Origin of the sequence: Salicibibacter cibarius (assembly GCF_016495725.1) — a bacterium.
Classification (GTDB): domain Bacteria; phylum Bacillota; class Bacilli; order Bacillales; family Marinococcaceae; genus Salicibibacter; species Salicibibacter cibarius.
This window is the reverse complement of record NZ_CP054705.1, coordinates 2663374-2682176: the sequence shown is the minus strand read 5'-3', so window position 1 is coordinate 2682176 and position 18803 is coordinate 2663374. Positions and strand designations below refer to the sequence as shown.

At 46.4% G+C, this 18803-nt stretch carries 11 protein-coding genes; 9 read left to right on the top strand and 2 right to left on the bottom strand.

Annotated elements, in window-relative coordinates; all coding sequences use genetic code 11:
• Positions 1-150 precede the first annotated feature (150 nt).
• From HUG15_RS13695 to HUG15_RS13680, 4 genes are all read left to right on the top strand, one after another.
• Complete coding sequence (locus HUG15_RS13695) at positions 151-3540, top strand: M28 family peptidase (protein ID WP_200123642.1); 3390 nt, start codon at positions 151-153, stop codon at positions 3538-3540.
• Positions 3541-3575: 35 nt separating this feature from the next.
• Positions 3576-4868 (top strand): isoaspartyl peptidase/L-asparaginase family protein, encoded by a 1293-nt coding sequence (locus HUG15_RS13690; protein WP_200123641.1) that lies wholly within the window; start codon positions 3576-3578, stop codon positions 4866-4868.
• Between the two features lie 774 nt (positions 4869-5642).
• Positions 5643-6257: a hypothetical protein gene (locus tag HUG15_RS13685; protein ID WP_200123640.1), complete on the top strand. Its 615-nt coding sequence runs from the start codon at positions 5643-5645 to the stop codon at positions 6255-6257.
• The gene (locus tag HUG15_RS13680; protein ID WP_200123639.1) at positions 6254-7420 is read left to right on the top strand and encodes an efflux RND transporter periplasmic adaptor subunit; all 1167 of its coding nucleotides are present in this window, start codon (positions 6254-6256) and stop codon (positions 7418-7420) included. Before HUG15_RS13685 ends, HUG15_RS13680 begins: the two co-directional genes overlap by 4 nt.
• Before the next feature lie 1020 nt (positions 7421-8440).
• Here the strand turns inward: HUG15_RS13680 and HUG15_RS23080 are convergent.
• Positions 8441-8797 carry a hypothetical protein gene (locus tag HUG15_RS23080; RefSeq protein WP_246516344.1) on the bottom strand — a complete coding sequence of 119 codons (357 nt, stop codon included), beginning with the start codon at positions 8795-8797 and terminating at the stop codon, positions 8441-8443.
• A 62-nt stretch (positions 8798-8859) separates the two neighbouring features.
• Positions 8860-9507 carry an Rpn family recombination-promoting nuclease/putative transposase gene (locus tag HUG15_RS23075; protein ID WP_246516343.1) on the bottom strand — a complete coding sequence of 216 codons (648 nt, stop codon included), beginning with the start codon at positions 9505-9507 and terminating at the stop codon, positions 8860-8862.
• Between the two features lie 503 nt (positions 9508-10010).
• On the opposite strand from HUG15_RS23075, the gene HUG15_RS13670 reads away from it, so the two are divergent.
• The 5 genes from HUG15_RS13670 to HUG15_RS13650 all read left to right on the top strand — a co-directional run bounded on the left by HUG15_RS13670 (position 10011) and on the right by HUG15_RS13650 (position 18741).
• Positions 10011-10559: a GNAT family N-acetyltransferase gene (locus tag HUG15_RS13670; protein WP_200123638.1), complete on the top strand. Its 549-nt coding sequence runs from the start codon at positions 10011-10013 to the stop codon at positions 10557-10559.
• Positions 10560-11093: 534 nt separating this feature from the next.
• Positions 11094-12128 carry a Wadjet anti-phage system protein JetD domain-containing protein gene (locus HUG15_RS13665; RefSeq protein WP_200123637.1) on the top strand — a complete coding sequence of 345 codons (1035 nt, stop codon included), beginning with the start codon at positions 11094-11096 and terminating at the stop codon, positions 12126-12128.
• A complete protein-coding gene (locus HUG15_RS13660; protein WP_200123636.1) occupies positions 12101-13612 on the top strand; it encodes a replicative DNA helicase in 1512 nt (503 codons plus the stop codon). The genes HUG15_RS13665 and HUG15_RS13660 overlap by 28 nt, the downstream gene beginning before the upstream one ends.
• Positions 13605-14345 carry a DUF6063 family protein gene (locus tag HUG15_RS13655; protein ID WP_343073116.1) on the top strand — a complete coding sequence of 247 codons (741 nt, stop codon included), beginning with the start codon at positions 13605-13607 and terminating at the stop codon, positions 14343-14345. The genes HUG15_RS13660 and HUG15_RS13655 overlap by 8 nt, the downstream gene beginning before the upstream one ends.
• Positions 14329-18741, top strand: coding sequence for a coiled-coil domain-containing protein (locus tag HUG15_RS13650; protein WP_200123635.1), 4413 nt, complete (start codon positions 14329-14331; stop codon positions 18739-18741). The genes HUG15_RS13655 and HUG15_RS13650 overlap by 17 nt, the downstream gene beginning before the upstream one ends.
• Positions 18742-18803 lie beyond the last annotated feature (62 nt).

Here is an 18803-nt window from a genome sequence, read left to right as displayed (position 1 = left end):
AACGGAAGGTTAGGAGAAATACTAGAAATAATTAGAAAAACGAAAATTATTACTTTGGTCAATGAATAGAAACTAGATTAATAGAAGAAGGTGCTAATTCTATTTTCTAAAGTTAAAATTACCCGTGCCCATTCTCTTTAGGAGGTTATTATGAAAAAAATTGGTTGGAAAAAAACGTTACCTGCTGCTTTTCTCTTATCAATGTTACCGGCAACTGGTTTGAATGCACAAGAAAACGAGGATGAAGAAGATTTCGATCCTGTTGAAGCCATTGAAGCGCTCGAAGAAATTCAGGAAATTGAAGATGATGAGGCTGAAACAATGACTGCTGAGGACGATGAATACGACCCTGAGGATTTTATCCGTTATGATGATTTGTTGCCGGAACTGGAACAAATTGAAGAGGAAAGTGATGGCGAACTAGACATTGACGTCTTGGGTCAATCACAGAATGACCGTGATATCTACTCCGCCCGTATTGGATCCGGGGATCAAGTCATTTTGATCACGAGTGAAATCCATGGAAACGAAAATTTCGGTACTGAGTCATTGATTCAATTACTCGACACCCTTGGGACCAGCGATAGCGATGATGTTCAAACTATTTTGAATGAAGTCACCATTGTTACTGTACCCAAGTTTAATCCTGACGGTTCCGAGCTCGTGCAACGACAAAATGATATTACTTGGGATGAAGTTGAAGAGAACCACCCTCAGCTCGAAGGTGCAGAACCGGCTTGGAACTTTAACGAAAACTTCCCGGGATTTGATATCAACCGCGATTTTAACGCAGATCTCGATTATGAACCGCAAGCTGAAGATCTTCCTGGTACAACGGCACATTTTGGATTCTTTTTAACTAACGAATCGCAAATACTCACGGAATTGTATCAAGACCTTCAGGATGAATTTGGCCATGTGGACGCTTATGTTGACCTTCATCAAATGGGAGCACAAAATCAAATTGAAGGTACTGATGAAGACGTAACAATTGCTATCGATTACCCGGCGTTGGGACCGGATGATAATCCAAGGTACGCCGATGACTATCCCGAATGGGATCAAGACCAGTCTCGCAGCTATGCGCTTGCTGCTGCCAACGGCGTTAATGAGCGAGCAGAGGGTGACGTAGAGCCGGGACTATCCCGTTACGTGCATCACTCGACGCGTGACCTTCCCGGTCAAGGTAGACATGCTTTTGCCCTTAACGGAACGGCCACGGTCTTATTCGAAATGCCTGGCCAGCAACCTGAGACACCCTATGATCAGGAATTAATTGATATTCAAGAAGATGGGGTATGGGGCATTTTGGAGCATATGGCGGATGGAAGTGTTGACGATGAACTCGATGGTGATGATTTCTACGAATTGCCGAAATATTGGCCGGATACACCTGATGTCTCTGATCCTGACCAATATTCCACAGACTTTACAGAATATGACGTTGGGGAAGCGCCAGCCGATTGGTCTCCGATCTGGCAAGGAGATGAAGATCAATTTACGGTATTGGATGAACCCAATCGCTTACAACACATCACCGAATCGGGCATTCGCGGATTCACGCCGGATGAGGTTGGTGACATTTATGGGGATACCCAAATTTTCGGTCTCGTTCGAGGTGACGAGATCCATGAGACCTTGTTCGAACTCGGGTTCCATATGTCCGGTGCCCCGGAAAGCGAGAACGCTATCTACGCCGATGCGCAAATGCCTGACGCAGACTCAGACGAAAATTCCGTAAGAATTATGCAAAGGAGCGGGGGAAGCACTGAAACGCTTGATTCTGCTGAACTGCCATTTGAGTTGGAAGAAGATAATTGGTATCGCGTGTTGTTACAGAGACAAGCGGAAGCTTTGCAGGTGAAAATGTGGCCAGATGGTGAAGAAGAACCAGAGGAATGGCAAGTGACGACAACGGAAAGTACGATGTTCGGCGGGCAGGTCGGGATCTCCCATTCAACGCCTGGGATGGTTAATGACTATGCATATATAGGCGTTGGTATTGGTGGAGAAGAAGCGCCACATGCGCCAGATGACCACCTTGAACCAGAACCGCGGGAAGATGTTACAGCCGATGACATGATAGAAATGATCGAACAACTCGACGAAGCGGGAGAATTCAGCTCTGATGAAGCCGTTCGTGCTCTAACCACTCACCTGGGATCCATCAGTCATTACGAAGATCAAGAGGACGCGGAGAAAGTTATTCAACACATGGAAGGATTCCACGATTTACTCGACCAGCAATTCGAGGATGAGTTAATCTCCGAGAATGCTTATACAACGTTGCAAGATGCAGCCGATCAGTTAATGGCAAAGTGGGGCGTCTTAGCCTTTGATGCTGAAAACTCACTCGAGCATATTGACTATTTGAGCGAAGATATCGGCGTGAGATATGCCGGTACGGATGAAGAAAAAGAGGCTGCTGATTATATTAAAAATGAGTTTGAAGATCTTGGCTATCCGGTTGAAGTACAAGAATTTAATATTGATGAGGAAGATGAACAACGTTTAGACCAATTAACAATGGTATCGAGCGGTGACGGCGAAGTCCCTTTGCGGAGCGCATTAGGTTCAGCGGAAACGGATGAGGAAGGTATCACAGCTGATGTTATTGATGTTGCTTATGGCGAGGAAGACGATTTTCCGGATGAGGTTGAAGGTAACATAGCTCTCATCCAGAGAGGGGAAGCATCTTTCCTGGATGCCGCCAATCGTGCCTCTGAAGCTGGAGCGGTAGGGTTGATTATTGCTGATGATACGGATGATCTCCGGGCCTTCAGACCTGGATTATCCGATGAAACTGCTGATATACCCGTTGTGGGTGTGACACAGGAAGATGGTGAAACATTGCGTTCAGAGATTTCCGAGGACGGATTGACTGTAAACCTTAGCGTACAAACAATGACGGATGAAATTTCTCAAAACGTCATTGCCGTAAAGGAACCTGAGGAAGATATAGAAGATCCGGAGATTGTGTATGTGACCGCACACTATGATTCTGTTGCATTTTCTCCTGGAGCCAACGATAATGCTTCAGGTACAGCCCATATCCTTGAGTTAGCGAGAACCATGCAAGATATATCCGTTGATAAAGAAATCAGATTCATTGCTTTTGGCTATGAAGAGGGTGGTTTAAACGGTTCTCGCCACTACGTGGATGAATTGTCCCAATCAGAAATTGACAACAGTGCCGCCAATTTTAACTTTGATATGGTTGGAACGGACTGGGAAGAGGCGACTAGCCTTAATGTCAATGTTGTGGACGGCGAACCGAATGTTGTATGGGACTACGCAGACGCTGCAGCGGACAGGTTAGACTTCGATGCCCTCACCCTTTTTGAACGAGGGGCATCCGATCATGAATCTTTTTATGATGTGGGCATTGATGCTGCGAATATTAGTTGGAGAGAGCCCGGAACAGGCGAGCTGGAACCTACGTATCATACGCCTTATGATACGATAGACTTGATCAGCGAGGAAAGGATTCAAACGCATGGAGAACTCGTCAGTAGCGCGATTTTGGATATGGTGCGTTAGTCAGTTGGAAAATATTCACTGGGGAGGGATCTAACATGCCAAATAACTTCATGATTAAAACGGGGACAATCATAGGCTTGTTTGCTTTGCTCATTTTTTTCGCAACAGCTAGTATGGATTCCAGTGCTGAACAAGAAGATCCTGAACAAGAAGACATTATGTTTGCCATTCACGGAGGCAGCGGAACCGTTGCTGAAGACGAGCAGGATGATCAACGTGAAGTGATGGAAGAAGCGCTAGAAGCCGGGAAAAATACCATTGAGGGAGGTGGGACCAGTGTAGAAGCCGTGGAAGAGGCCATTGTTATACTGGAAGATTCACCATTACTAAATGCAGGACGTGGATCTGTTTTTAATACGGATGCCGCTCATGAGCTAGATGCTTCTTTAATGAATGGAGAAGATCTAGAAGCCGGGGCTGTCGCCGGGGTGAAAAATATAAAAAATCCGATTACGCTTACTCATGAAATCATGGAAGAATCCGAACATGTCATGCTCGGTGGCGATGGAGCTGATCTGTTTGGTATAGAGCAAGGGCTTGAAACTGTTACTCAAGATTATTTTTTCACCGAAAGAAGATGGGAACAGCTTCTCGATGCAAAAGATGAGGATGAAGCAGATACGGAAGATGAAAATCATGGAACCGTTGGCGCAGTTGGTCTTGATGAAAACGATAATTTAGCCGCGGGAACGTCTACGGGAGGGCTGACAAATAAAGCCGTCGGCAGGATTGGAGATTCACCGATTATTGGCGCGGGAACGTATGCCGATAATAACGGCGTCGCCGTATCAGCAACGGGCACGGGAGAAGTTTTTATCAGGGGAACGGCCGCAAGGGACATATCCGCCCTCGTTGAAATCGATGAGCAATCTGTTTATGAAGCCGCAGAAGCCGTTGTAGAAGAAAACATGCCTGCTCTTGGAGCCACTGGTGCTGTCATTGCCTTGGATCATGACGGAAACCTTGCTTCGCCATTCTCCAGTGGTGGGTTATCGTACGGATACGTAACAAATGATGGTGAGATCGTTGTCGAATTTGCTGAAGAAGAAGACGAGGACGAGCCTATCACCGTAGCCGATATCAATGAATCTGTCGAACGTTTCGATGAAGAAGGCGAATTTGCAAGCGAGGAAGCAGTTCAGGCCTTAACGACTCACCTAACATCGGTCAGCCATTACGAAGATCAAGAAGAAGCAGAAAATGTGGTTCAGCATATGGGAGGATTTAAAGATTTGCTGGAACATCAGTTAGATAATGATTTGACTTCCGAAGAAGCGTTTGATGAGCTCTATGCCCAATCTGAGGAATTGATAGATCAGTGGGAATAATAACCCCAAATTCCCCTGTGGCAGTTGGACTGTCTCAGGGGGTGTACTCTGGTTTCAGCTAAGTCGAACAAAGATAATCATAACAGCAGATTTTCAACCCTTGGATCATCTAATATTGGATATCGAGGGTTTTGTGTAAAATGGATTATGAGTAATATGCCAAGGCTATAGATACAAACAATCTGAAGTAATAAGAAAAATTCATAAGTAAGGATTGCTGAATAACAGAAAAAGATTGGCACATAAGCATTTTCCGTTGATGTTGTCAAAACTAGATGCAAGCAAATCTGTTCTAAAAACAGAAAACCCTTGCACTTCTGGAAACATACGGAGGGATGACGCTGCAATGGCGAGACTCCAGCGGAAAAACGGACGCGTCAAGACCCCGCAGCGCCGGTTTTGCGCGAGGAGGCTTGACCGTTCGTCCGCGAAAAAGCGAAGCCATGGAAGCGGCATCCCGGCTTCAGCTGATATCTGCAAGTTGTTCAGCAATCCCTAAGTACAAGCTAATGCTATAATTTCATAATCTTATTGATATTACGAATGTATCACGTTCCCCTTGATGTGATATAATCTCGTCAGCCTAACTAGTTTCGATGAAACAGCTGTCTACAATGATTATTGTATTTTTTAGAAAATATGGCACAATAAGAGATAGGATGATGAAATATGTTGATATAAACTCATATTTTATTGATATAGGAGGCGTCTTGGATCATACATCATGCGAGGTATGCAAGTGGATTGTTTAATACGAAGCGGCACTTCTCCCCGTTGCGGGAAGCAGAAGAGATTAAAGGGAGCCTTTGGAGGCTTATTGGTAGTGCATTATTGATCGGTGTACTGACTGGTTTATCTATGTATTTGTTATCTGATCAGGTGATAGCTGCATTTCAAAGGGCAGGGGTCAGTGCAGAAGAGGCTTCCGCATTTATTACACTTTTGGCGGTGCTGATAGGTATTTTTGTTGCTGGCATCAGTGTGATCGCAGTTTTGGTCGCAGCGTTGATCTTTTGGGGCTTTTTTAAAGATATCGGTTTAAAAAACCTTTTACTTATTTTTACTTATTTTTTACCGATCTATGTATTGGTTTTACTGATCGATTTTCCTTTTCTGATTTATTTTGAAGGGCTGGAGGGAAGGTCGATGACAAGTTTAGGATTCATGGCCGAGCAAATTTGGGACCAACCATTTTTCGTCGCGTTTTTTAGTCAAGTATCTTTATTGTTCATTTGGTGTTTTCTTGTTCAACTATTTGCTATAAAAGTAAATACGACGAAGTCTACACGGTATATCGTTACCGTCAGCGCAATTGCATATGTGATTGTGATGACGATAATAGCCGGAATCTCGATGCTAGGAATGGGACAAGGAGTAGTAAGCTTATGAAAAAATGGATGGCAATAGTGGTCGGCTTGATCGTCGTGCTTGGAGTGATCGGGACAAATACATATCTATTATTGGAAGAGCAGATGGTGGAACTTGAAGACCTGGACATTGTTATGGCTGAGGAAGTGGATATGTATGAATCAATAACCGCAAGCGGTATTGTAGAGCCACGAAGCGATCAGCGGGTATATGAGGAACCTCAGCATGGAGAAGTGGAAGAAATTGAAGTGGACGAAGGAGAGACAGTTGAGGAAGGCGATCTCCTCGTCAGTTATGAAGAAGATGAGGACATGGAAAGACAAATGATTTCGACTGAAAATCGTATTGACCGCCTACATTTGGAGGCGGAACAACAAAACGAACAAATTTTAAATGCTGAAACAAGGATCGCGAATGCGGAAAATAATCAAGAATCGGATGAAGTGATTGAACAGCACGAGCAGGAGCGCGACGATCTTCTTTTTCAGCAGCAGTTAACGGAACAAGAAATTCAGGAGGAAGAAGAAGAGTTGGCTTACTATCAAGCTCAGCATGATGATGCTTATCAAGTACATAGCAATGTCAGTGGCATTGTGCATGAACGAAATGAACCTGCCGAGGCTTTTGAGGGTGAATCACTGTTACATATTGTATCAGATGAAGATTGGGATATTAACGGGATCGTGTCTGAGTATGATCTTGTTCATTTACAAGAAGATCATGAAGTGACTGTCGAAGCAAATGTGCTGAATGATCGGGAGTGGTCAGGAACTATCGTAGAACTTGGAACCACGCCTGCAGACGAGGAGGATCCACTGGAAACGGAAGAGGAGAACGTAGCTTCTTACCCGTTCACTGTGCAGTTGGAGGAAGATGCTCCTGAACTTGAGTATGGTTTTCATGTCAATGTATTCATCGATGTAGAAACAGCAACGGACGCTACCGTGATCCCTGCGGAAGTTATTGAAACGGAAACGAGCGCTGAAGAAGAAGCGGACATTAAGTATGTCTATCTGATTGAAGATGGCATCATTGTCAAACAAGGAGTTGAAACGGGGATCAGTAATGAGCAAGGAGTGCAAATTCTTGCCGGAATTGAGGATGGTGACCGTATTGTCTCTCAAAATGAGGAGGATCCTGTGATGTCCGGAATGGAAGTGGATCAAGATGACTCCACTCAATGAGGTCGAAAAAAGATATGAACGGTGAGCAGATGTTAACGGTTCGTCAGATCCAGAGGGATCGTGCTTGAATCGATGATCTTTAACGGCTCTAGGCATAGCCGTTACTGGCGATTGCAGGATGGAGATTAGAGATATTATGGTTTTTACATTCAGTTTAATGGGAATTAATTGAACCGCTGGATGAAATCAGTGATTATACACGATTTTTAAAGACAATGGGGAAGGGCTTCATCATGTGGCATTAGAGACGCAATCTTATAAAAGCACGGTAGAATTTTGCAAGAAAAATGATTTAGATCAGATACAGCATGGTTGATGAGGAAAGCACATGATGATTTGAAATGTATTGTTGAGTTATTTGGACCTTAAGAAAGTTTCACATGGCCGGAACCTGCAGCTGTCCATCCAACTGTGAAAAAATGATCTAGTATAGTAAGGACGCTTGTTATTTTGTATTCATAGTAAATCTCGCCTAGGAGAAAGAGTTACTGATAGCTCTTTCTTATTGCAATAAGCCGAGCGCTCTTCTTCGGATTCATCAATCAATGCATAGCTATAACAACTGGAACTCTTTTTTATCCGGACATGCGCCTTTTCACATTTGAATCAATAAAATGATTCATATTTCTGTGTTAACGGTATGTCACATAAAAAAATTTCCTGTTAAAATGACATTAAGCCTAATATTTGATAATGTAGTCATAAGTCATTTTGTTTTGCATCTAATTTTGTAAAAAGGATCTGAGGTTACAGATTTTTTTCGATAAAAATCCAGGGAAATTTAATGGTGAATTTTTACTGATATGGGCTGCGTTTGTCTTCTGGGTTGAATATAAGTGAGGAAGCTCATGATAGGGTGATTGGGTTGTCGAAGAGTTGTTGAGATGATCATTCCACACAAATTTATAGTTTGCCTATCCATCGAACTTTTGATTAAGGTGCGGACCGGAAGATACTTGGTTCCCATGGGGCCAACGAAAAAGACAGAAAGGACCTCAGGGAAAACCCTGACGTCCTTTATCACCTCTTATTCATCTCCCGCTGGATTTCAATGACTCTTTTCACATCAAGACCCGAGCCTTTGGTTACTGTCTCAACGTCCATACCCATTGCTAAAAACCTGCGGACAGTTGCTTCATTTGCCTTTTCCTCACCTCTTGCCGCAGCTTCCTTCTTACGAAGTTCCAATTCTTGTTCACGAAGTTTCAACTCCTGTTCACGAAGTTTCAATGCTTGTTCGCGAAGTTCGTATTCTCGTTCCGCGGCTTCTTGATCCATAAGTTCTTTTGAGCGCTCTTCATAGGCTATACGCTGTTCCTTTGTTGAGCTGAGTTCTTCCCAGTGGTTGAAAGCCTCGTATAAAGTTTCGTCTTTCATGGCTATCACCTCGGGCCCACAGGAGGTGGGTTCTGCAGGCGTTGCCACAGGACGTGGCGGTTTTAGCCTGCCTTCCTTAATTTTTTGTCAGCATAAACCTTATCGTTTTTACGATCAATGATGCCGAGCATCAAAAGCCACCGAGCCAACACATTATTCCATGGGTCGAGTTTGTTGGCTTTCCAATCTTTGATTAGTTTGGGCATTTCGATAAAATGAAATTCCATATCATCGGTCAGTTGAAAGTTTTCCTCGTCTTCATATAAGTGGTAGGTGGTATGAAACCGATCGGTTCCATTAAGGATATTAAAATTCAGAATATTAATGGCAATGACCGGATGCAATTCTTTATAAGTCATCCTTTTTTTAAAAGACCGGTGGTAGGTGCCTGCCCAATAATACATGGAACGCTTAATCATGTTGTGCCGATTTGTGAATTGAATCTCAACATTGATGACTTTACCGGTATCGGTCGTCACTAACAAGTCTAGTTTCGAACGCTTATCATCGGGATCTTCTCCACCTGCTTCCGTATTTTCGAATGAAATATCTATGATGCGATTTCTGCCGGTTTTTTGCAAAATGGCGTTTAGAAATACAACGGTGATATCTTTGTTTTTTTCATTGCCAAAAAGCTGTTTGAACGCGTACTCTATCTTGAGGTCCATGAGTCGTTCGAGTGGGATTCGTTTCAACACCTTTGATTTCATTTATACGCCACCTTGTCATGTTTAGTTACTTGTATTATAGCATATTCACGGTTTATTTAAGTCCAATATGTTATTCAAATAGCGCTGGGATTCAACGTCAATGATTCGTATGCAAAATGAAAAAAGTGTTGGGGGCATGTAAGACGGGGCGGTGCTGAGTTCGGGAACGGCGGCGATTCATTTTGCATTGCGGCAGTTTGGCGTAGGGATGCTCTGTGTTTGTGTTCTTCGCTGACGTTTGTGGCGAGCGCGAATCCGATTTTGTATTAAGGTGCGCGGTCGGTGTTTATTGATTCGGCACCGGCGAGGTGAATATGTCTCCCGCGGATTACAGAGGAATACTTTCAAACAATCAGCTCTAGGTAACTATAAATAGGAACAAGGGTTTTCATACACTTTTGAGATGTGCTATTATAATATTGATTGTAAGTATTTTAAAAACTTATTGAATGTCGGTAAACTAGAAATTCTGAGATATTTGAATTTGAAAGAGGTGTAACATAATGGAAGATTCTGTTCTAGCGGTTGAATTTTATTCGTTTTTAGATGAAGAGACAGAATTTATTTCTTACAGTGTAGAATTTGATCTTGTAAATGTGAATTCTGATGAAAGAACAACAATTGGTTATGCTTCACTCTATTTTATTAATACTTTTTCTAAAAATAGTTGGTTCGATATACGGGATGCCGCAGATGGTATTTCTGGTGATATGTCTCATCTTATTTATGAATTAGAAGACGTTTTACAACAAGAATCTGATTTTCTTGGACTTTTAGCTATTCTAGACCATTTACAAATAAATAAAGCATATAGAGGAAAGGGGCTCGGCTCGAAAGCTCTCATCGAAATTGTTGAGTATTTGGAGACCTTAAGTATTGATTATCTTGCGTTAATTCCCTCGGCATTTGAAGAAAAAGATGAAGAAAAGAAACAAATTGACATTCAAAGACTTATAAAATTTTACAATAAGTTTCACTTAGAAGTAGTAAACAAACAATGTGAATCAAAACCAATAATGGGGCGGAATTTGAATCATTTGGTGACTATATAAATTAAACATCCTCCTTTGTTTCAATTACATCGACATTGTCCGCCTAGTAAGAGAACTTATCGGCCAAGGGTGTTAAGCGAGGGGGATTACGATACTACAAGGGTGTAGGCAAAGTAAATGTCCCCCCATCATCCATCTTTTTTACTTTCCACATTTTCTTAGATATGCTGCGAGCTATAATGATTCCAACAAATTGATATTGTCACAAAGATGCTTGATCAAACTGGATGCACCGACGTTGAAAAAATCAACAATTGGCTCCTCTGCCATGACCCATCGATCCTAAAGATAACGTGTCGTTACTTTTTAGCAGTGCTACAGAAATGAGTTGGAGTCCAGAGGGAAAACGAAAATTTTTCGAGGAATATTCGAAGGTACCTAAACAGTTACTATTGGATGAATATTCAATTCAACTGCATTCCATAAATATCCGGGGATTCATCAGTGTGAATAAATCAGATAGGTTGGTCGTTCTGTTTATCCGACATATAGAGTGGAGGAAGTATAATGGAAAGAAGAAAAGGAGGGAGGTTTTTGCAGGCAGAATTTCAGAAGCAGCTGCTTCAGTTTCCGAAAAAGTATATGGAACTCTCGGAATTGGAGCAGCTCCTCGCCCCTTTTGCATCTACGTATGAACAATTCGCCGGGATCGTTCGGGAAATGGAAGAAGACGGAGTGTTGGTGATGGTGAAAGCAAAAGGTCGCAATGGGCGCAATCCTTCGGTCGCTTTTAAATACCAGCTGTATAAGCCGGCTCTCTCCAAAGATTTTCTGGAAGAATTGAAAAGAAAACGGCATACGTTTCATCCTTCGCTTTCGTTGGAGACGTATTTCCGACTGGGACCGACAGAGTGGGAACGGGATTTGCCATTTCTTGAAAAGATTGATCAATACCTGCGTCAGTATGGGCTTCCTGAGGATAACGTTCCCGCTCCGGAGCGGAGTGTGGCGCTGGTGGGGGATGAAAAGTGGCTGAGCGAAGGTCGCGGCAAGGAAGTGTTGGAGCGCTGCGGTCTGTGGGAGGCAATGGGCATTTTACCGGTGTCGGACCCACTCATGTTTGCATTACATCCTGGTTGTTCCACGTTTGCCAGGCATCGGCATTTGATTGTCGAAAATAAAACTACCTATCAGGCGCTTTTGGACGAGCTCCCGAAGACGTGCTTTTCCACCCTGATCTATGGGTACGGCAATAAAATTACGAAGAACATCGAACAGCTGGACAGGCAGTTTCCATTGCCGGGACCGCATGACCTCTATTATTTCGGGGATATCGACCGGGAAGGTGTTGCCATCTGGCACCGTCTTCAAAAGCAGCGGCTCGCGGCTCCGGCACTGGTTTTTTATAACGCCTGCCTTGCCAAAGATCCACTGCAGAAAATCACCGCGCAGCGCTGGCAGAACGAAGCGGTGCAGGATTTTTTGCTGTATTTTGATAAAGACAGAAAGGAACAGATCCACTCCTGTCTGAACACGGACTATTATTTTCCGCAGGAGTTGCTGAAAACTCGGGAACTTCAGGAGATTTGGAGGCAGTGGTCATGGACTATTACGACATCAATGACATAGCCGCCGGGTACCGGGACAGGATGCGGCGGCTCGCCATTTTTGATCCGCTGTATGAACTCGACCGCCAACAGCGAAAAGATGAAGACGGCGCCGTTGTGGATATGAAAGGGCTCGGTCTACTGACGCTGCTTTTTTTCTTTGAGGAGAAGCTGATGCGAAGCAGCAGAACCGGGGAGAAGGACCTGGCTCTGTTTCTGCAGCGCACGGCTCAAACCTCTTACCGCTTTTCCGACGAAGGCTGGCAGAAACTTGCCCGCTCCCTGATCCAGACGTTTCGTCCCGCCGACGGGAAAAAGAAGGTATACACATTTTTCAATTGGGAGATGCAACAGGAAGACGCCGTAGAGTATTCGCTGTTAAAAGATAATAAGTTTGATGCCGGGACGAACACGCAGTATTACACGCTCGCCGACCAGGGCCTGGAACTGATTTTTGCGACGAAAGAATTCTACAGCGAATTTCAACTTTCTATCAATCAGCTGATGTTACGCAAGCAACTGGAAAAAGGGGAGTTCCGGAGTGCGTTGAAGCAGATTAACGAAATGAGGATTGATGTTGACACGTTAACCGACCGAATGGCAGTGCTCCGCCATGAAGTACAACGCAATATCGTCTCGGAGGAGACGTTCGACCGGTATAAAAAACTGCTTAACGACATTCAATCGCGTCTCGAATTTGAGGAGGAGGAATTCCAGGAACTGCGCGAATTTGTGAAAGAAAACCGGGGTCGTCTGTACGAAAAGGATTACCATCAGCAAGAGAGCATAGCGTACGCCTATATTCTTGATATCGCTAAGGAGTTAGAATCCGTCCATTATAACCATTCCAGGCTGCTCGAACAAAGCATCAATTTGAAAAATCATACACTTCGGGCGGCGCAGGAGTCGCTCTATTGGGTCGGCTTGGCATCGTTCAATTTCGAACAGGATATCGGTGCGGAGCTCTTCGGTCCGCCGCTACCGCTCGAGGCGGTGGAAGGGGTGCTTCATCCGTTTCTTGGCGTGCAACAGACGAAACAGTGGTCGCCCCTGTCGGTGTTTGCCGAGCAGCGGGTGCACGATGCGGATAACAAGCCGCGGGTTGATAATTTTGAAGAGCCCGGGGACGAAAAGGAAACCGCGCGGGACACGGAAACGGTGCGGCGAAATTATGCCGTATTGATGAAAAAACTGTTGGAAGCGTGGGATCGAGGTTTCGATACGCTTGAAGGTGTGCTGGAAGCGGTGAAGGATAACAATGACCAGGAGTTGCTAGAGGAGCGCATGTTTTACGACTTCTGGATGTTGCTTCATCAACGGTCTCCGCTATCAAGCGTTCCCTCTCCCGCCGAGACGGACGAGCACCGCCACGTGCTCGATGATGCGCTGCCGCTCCTTGGCAGACGAACCCTTTATGTTATGGAACACTCGGAAATTCTACGGCCCTCAAGTCGTTTTTCGATTCAGAATATGACATTCTCGCTGGAGGAACATGCTGATGTATGAAGAAACGAAAATCCTGGAAGCTTTCCAACTCTATACGGTGCTCGCCCGCGACGGTTACGGTGGCAGAGAAGAGAGAAATACATACCAAGTCGATGATAACATCCGATCGCTCGTGGACTCGTTTGCCGCTCACGTGGAATGCGCGGTTCTCACTGCCGGCGAACGAATCTACATGATTCCGAAAGCATCGCTCTCCCCGTTTCATATGAAAAACGACGATATCAAGCGGCGCTATTTAAAAGCGGGCGCGACCAATGCCGATCTGTATCTCATGTACGTGTGCGTGATTATTTTTTTCGGATTATTCTACGACAGTTATCAGACGCCGGAGCCGACACGGGACTTTGTTCGACCGGATCTGTGGACCGACGCGGTCCAGGAGCGGATCCAGGGCCTGCGTGGGCACAACGAAGAGATGCTGAAAACGTATGAATCCGATTTTGCTTACAACTGGCGCAATGTAATCGAGAAATGGGAAGACATGAATGATGTGAAAGAAGGGGTAAAACAGCAGAGCGGCAACACAATCAGCCGGCTCAGCTTCATCGACACCGTGCGACGTTTTCTCATCGACCAGGAGCTCGCCGAAGATATTGGCAATGACGAAACTGCCCTGACGGAAAAAGCGAAAACGATTGTGCAGCGGTTTTTCCGCGAAGAAGAATACAACCGCGGCATTCTATCGTTTTTGTATCAATGGGAGAGGGAGGATAACGATGCCATCGATCAGTAAAATCCGGTTCACGAACGTTATCTATGAAGAAGGCCTGAAGCGCTACAACGATGAATGCTTTTATTTTGATGGATGGAACGGCGCGGTTGTGCTCGAAAACGGTGGCGGAAAAACCGTGTTTCTGCATACGATGTTGCAGGCGGTACTGCCGCACGCGTCTCTTGGTGACCGGAAAATGAAAGAAACGCTCCAGCTAGACGGTGCGCCCGCCCATATCGCGGTGGAGTGGTTGCTGTCGGAATCCGTGCCGCGGCGCTACGTCGTCACCGCGGTCAGCCTTTATCAGGGGAACAATGAGCTCGATTCGCTACGCTACGTCTATGAATACAGCGAAGGAGACAAGCATGACATCCAAGCCCTTCCGTTCGTCCACAAGGACAGTCGTCGCCCCTCAGACCGCGGCGAGATCGCGGATTATTACCAGAGGATGGCAAGAGAACAGATGAACGCCCATACGTTTCAGACGATCCGGGATTACAAGCGGCATTTGGAGGATCACTATCAGATTATTACGAAAGAATGGGAGAGCATTGCCAAAATCAATGGCGACGAAGGCGATGTGGAGCAGTTTTTCACGGAATGTCGTCAGACGAACCAGCTATTCGACCGGCTCCTCATACCGGTTGTTGAAGACGCGATGGCTGGATTTGAACGTCATACGTTCGCCGATACGTTTGAAGAACACCGCGACAGCTTCCGGGCGTACAAAGAATTACGCGACCGCATTGAGGAAAACCGGATGATCGGAAATGAACTGGAAGACTACGTGCAAGTGTTTGAAGAGCTGCATGAGCACGAGCAAGCGTACGAGCGCGCCAAGCAGTATGCCAAAGCGGTGGCGGAGCTGACAAAGATGCGCCGGAACGAGAAAACGCAAAACCTCCGCGAAAATGAGAACAGATGGAAGGAATGCGAGGAAAAGCAAAACGAGTTGCTGCGAAAAAAGGATGCCCTTAACGTTCGGAACCTTGAACAGGCGAAGCAGCAGCGGTACAGCGAATGGGAAGAAGAGGATCTTTTGTACCAGCAGGCGGCTGATGATCTCACTCAGGCGCGCCGTCGTTATTACTCCTACAAACTGGCGGAAGCGAAAACATTTTTCCAGCAGCAGAAGGAGCGCGAAACCTATTACTTGGACAAAATCGCGGCGCTTGATGAAAAGAAGGACATGCAGGATCTGAACGAACGTTCGAGGCAGAACATATCCGAATACCGTGGTTTCTTTCTTCAGGAAGAAGAACGCCTGGAGCGCCTTATTCAGGAGCTTGACACTGAATGCAGCCCGCTTGAGGATGAGTTGGCACGGCTGCAGGAGCGGATCAATGAAACAGACGCAGCCATCCATGACGAAGAGAAACAGTACAACACGCAAGAAGGCAGCATCCAGGGGAGCCGAACGGAGCAGCAACGGATCCGGAGCCGTATTCTGTCGGATCCGAAACAGGGATCAGTTGCGGAGAAACAACAAGAATGGGAGAAGCAATACCAGGAAACTGACGAAAAGCGGAATGCACTTATCACAAACAGCCGCCGCCTGAAAGAAAAGAAGGAAGCCAAAGCCTCCGAGCTCCGGCATGTACAGGAAACACTTGAAACTGCGCGAGCCCGGCAAGTAAAGCTCGAAACGAGAAAGAAATCCTTCGAAACCGAGCACGACCGCATGCTGGCATCGCTTCAGCAACTACGTTATCAGTGGCGCAGCGTCACATCCATCTATTACAACGAATCCCAGCTTGACAAGCAGTTCGCCGAACAGATAGATAAACAGCGTCGAAGTTTGGAGGAGGCGTTGTTCAAAGAACGTGTAGCGCGTCGCTTTACCGATGATTATAGCGGACAGGATCACTTTTTCGCCGATGCGTATCTTTCATCGCGCCTGCAGGCGTGGGTCGCGCAGTTTGACCTTCTTGAAACCGGCACCTCCTATCTGCAGACATTGCCGAACGAAACAAAGGAGCATGCGCACCGCTACCTGTTCTGGCCGGTAACATTGATTACAACGAAACGCGATAAACCGGCGCTTCGGGAAAAGCTTGCCTCCGTGAAAAAACAGCTCCAGTTTCCGGTGTTTCTTTTAACCCAAGAAGAAGCTAAGGTTATCTCGGAAGGCGGGGAAGCCGACACGGCCGGCATCGTTCCCGATCACTGGGAAATGAATCTGGAAACAGCGTCGTTTCAAACATGGCAGAAGGATATCCAGAAGCAGGCGGATGCGGCAACCGAGTTGCGCAGCCAGCAGGAAGAGAAGCTGCGGCACTGGCAGTTCGTCTATCGGGAACTGGAACAGTTTCTCAAGGATTACTCGTATGACAATTGGTGTCAGCTGGAGGAAGAACGGTCGGAACAGAATACCATACTGGAAGAAACAGGCCGCCGACACGATACATTGACGCAGCAGATTGAGGATATGACGTGGCAGATCGAACGCGAGCAAAACGAGAGCACAGAACTGCTTGGCGTGCTGCAGGGGCTCGAAAATACTATACAGGAAGCCGTCCGCCATGACGCGCTGGCTAAAGAGGTCGAAAAAGGGCAGGCTGCCCAGCAAGAACTTGCCGTGTCGTTGAAGGAACGGCGGGCAGAACAGGAGCATCTACAGCGCGACAGCGGCCGTTACCGTGATGATATTCAGGAACGCCGGGATGACCAAAAAGAATACAAGCGGACATGCACCTTGCTCCAAGATGACCCGCGTTACAAGGAAACGAATGATGCAACGCCGGAGTTCACCGAAAAATCCCGGGCGCTTCTGGAGCAGGAATACGATGACATCCGTATGCAGCACCGCAATATCTCACAAAGCCGCGGCGAATGGGACGCCGAGCGCCGAGGCGCGCAGGAACAGAAAGAAGCGGCGCAAAGACAGATATATGAACTCCGTCGCGAGCATGATAATCTTGACGAACACGCTGTACCGCCTCTGTTCAGTGACGAAGAACAGGACCGACTTTTTCAAGCGTACCGCGAAAAGGAAACCGAAGAACAAGCGGCACGCTCCCGAGTCGAACACGTGAAGGAATCGTGGGTAAAGGCAGACCAGTCGTATCAGGACGCGTACCGCAAATTTCAGCAGCGGTTTCACGACCGGGAACCGGATGACTTCCCATCGCTTGAAAAAGCTGCCCTGCAGCTGGAGGAGGAAATGGAGCAGGTGAACAGCCGGAAAGCCTTCCTGATGCAGGAGAAGACCCGGATGGAAGCTCAGTTTCAGGCACTTGAAGAGGCGTGGCATAAACTAGACAAATTCGAGATAGCGCACCGATTTCAAGTTCCGTCGGTAGAAGCCGCCGTGCTGAGCGTTCACGAAGCCCAACGACTCGAACATGATCAGCGCCGCATCATTCAGGAGACGACCGATGCGTTGAAAGACACTGCCGGTGAACTTCAGAAAAAACAAAAAGGCCTTCAGCATGCCGCCTCTGATTTCATCCAGTTTTGCCGCGACCACGTGCAGGACGTGAAACTGCAGCAAAAAGCAATAAAAGGTATTGAACAGAAACGAACATATGAGGACGTACTTCAGTTTCGTCGGAACATGAAACAGGCGCTCGAGCATGCCATCCGTATCAACGAAGAAACGATACGCACCTACGACAAGCAGTTCGAACAATTCATCGCCCAGATGCACACTCACCTGAGCGCAGTAAAACAGGAACTCGAAATGATACCGAAGAAAACACGGGTGAAAGCAGGCGATGACTGGAAACAGATCTATACGTTCACAATCCCAGGGTGGGAGGAAGATGAAGGCAGGTCCCGCCTCCGCCGGCACGTGGAATGGATCATTGAGCAGCTTGATGAGGAACGGTATCAGACCTCTGACGGCAGCCCCGACACGACAAGGATGCGTAAGGACATCGAAACATGGCTTCAGTCCAAGCAACTGCTCCAACAGGTCTTCAACGGCCAACCAATGAAAGTCACCTGCCGAAAAGTAACGAACGACACCCGCGTCACGACGAGCCGCTACTCATGGGAGCAGTCCAATAAATGGTCCGGCGGTGAACGGTGGAGCAAAAACATGACCTTGTTTTTAGGCATTCTGAATTATATCGCAGAGAAGCAGAAACATATCGAACCGTATATGAAACGTCACCGTTCCGTCATTCTCGACAACCCATTCGGCGAGGCATCCAGTGATCACGTGCTTCATCCGGTCTTTTTTATCGCCGAACAGCTCGGCTTCCAGGTAATCGCGCTCACGGCCCATGCCGAGGGGAAATTTCTGTATGAATTCTTCCCAATCATCTACAGCTGTCGCCTGCAGTCCGCTGTCGACCCGTCGAAGCAGATCATGACAAGAAAAAAACACCTGCATCATGCGTATTTTCAGGACCATGACCCCCAGGCTCTGCAACGGCTCGGTGAGGTGGAGCAGCTGTCGTTGTTTGAATAATGAATGTAAACAGCCGGCTGAATCACGGACCAGCCGGCTGTTTGGCGTGCCTTCGAGGGTCT

Excerpts from the sequence above, each read along its gene's own strand:
- HUG15_RS13670 (WP_200123638.1), top strand. The coding sequence starts at position 10,011 with ATGGAAGATTCTGTTCTAGCGGTTGAATTTTATTCGTTTTTAGATGAA.
- HUG15_RS13655 (WP_343073116.1), top strand. The coding sequence starts at position 13,605 with ATGTATGAAGAAACGAAAATCCTGGAAGCTTTCCAACTCTATACGGTG.
- HUG15_RS13690 (WP_200123641.1), top strand. The coding sequence starts at position 3,576 with ATGCCAAATAACTTCATGATTAAAACGGGGACAATCATAGGCTTGTTT.
- HUG15_RS13680 (WP_200123639.1), top strand. The coding sequence starts at position 6,254 with ATGAAAAAATGGATGGCAATAGTGGTCGGCTTGATCGTCGTGCTTGGA.
- HUG15_RS13695 (WP_200123642.1), top strand. The coding sequence starts at position 151 with ATGAAAAAAATTGGTTGGAAAAAAACGTTACCTGCTGCTTTTCTCTTA.
- HUG15_RS23080 (WP_246516344.1), bottom strand. The coding sequence starts at position 8,797 with ATGAAAGACGAAACTTTATACGAGGCTTTCAACCACTGGGAAGAACTC.
- HUG15_RS13660 (WP_200123636.1), top strand. The coding sequence starts at position 12,101 with ATGGACTATTACGACATCAATGACATAGCCGCCGGGTACCGGGACAGG.
- HUG15_RS13650 (WP_200123635.1), top strand. The coding sequence starts at position 14,329 with ATGCCATCGATCAGTAAAATCCGGTTCACGAACGTTATCTATGAAGAA.
- HUG15_RS23075 (WP_246516343.1), bottom strand. The coding sequence starts at position 9,507 with ATGAAATCAAAGGTGTTGAAACGAATCCCACTCGAACGACTCATGGAC.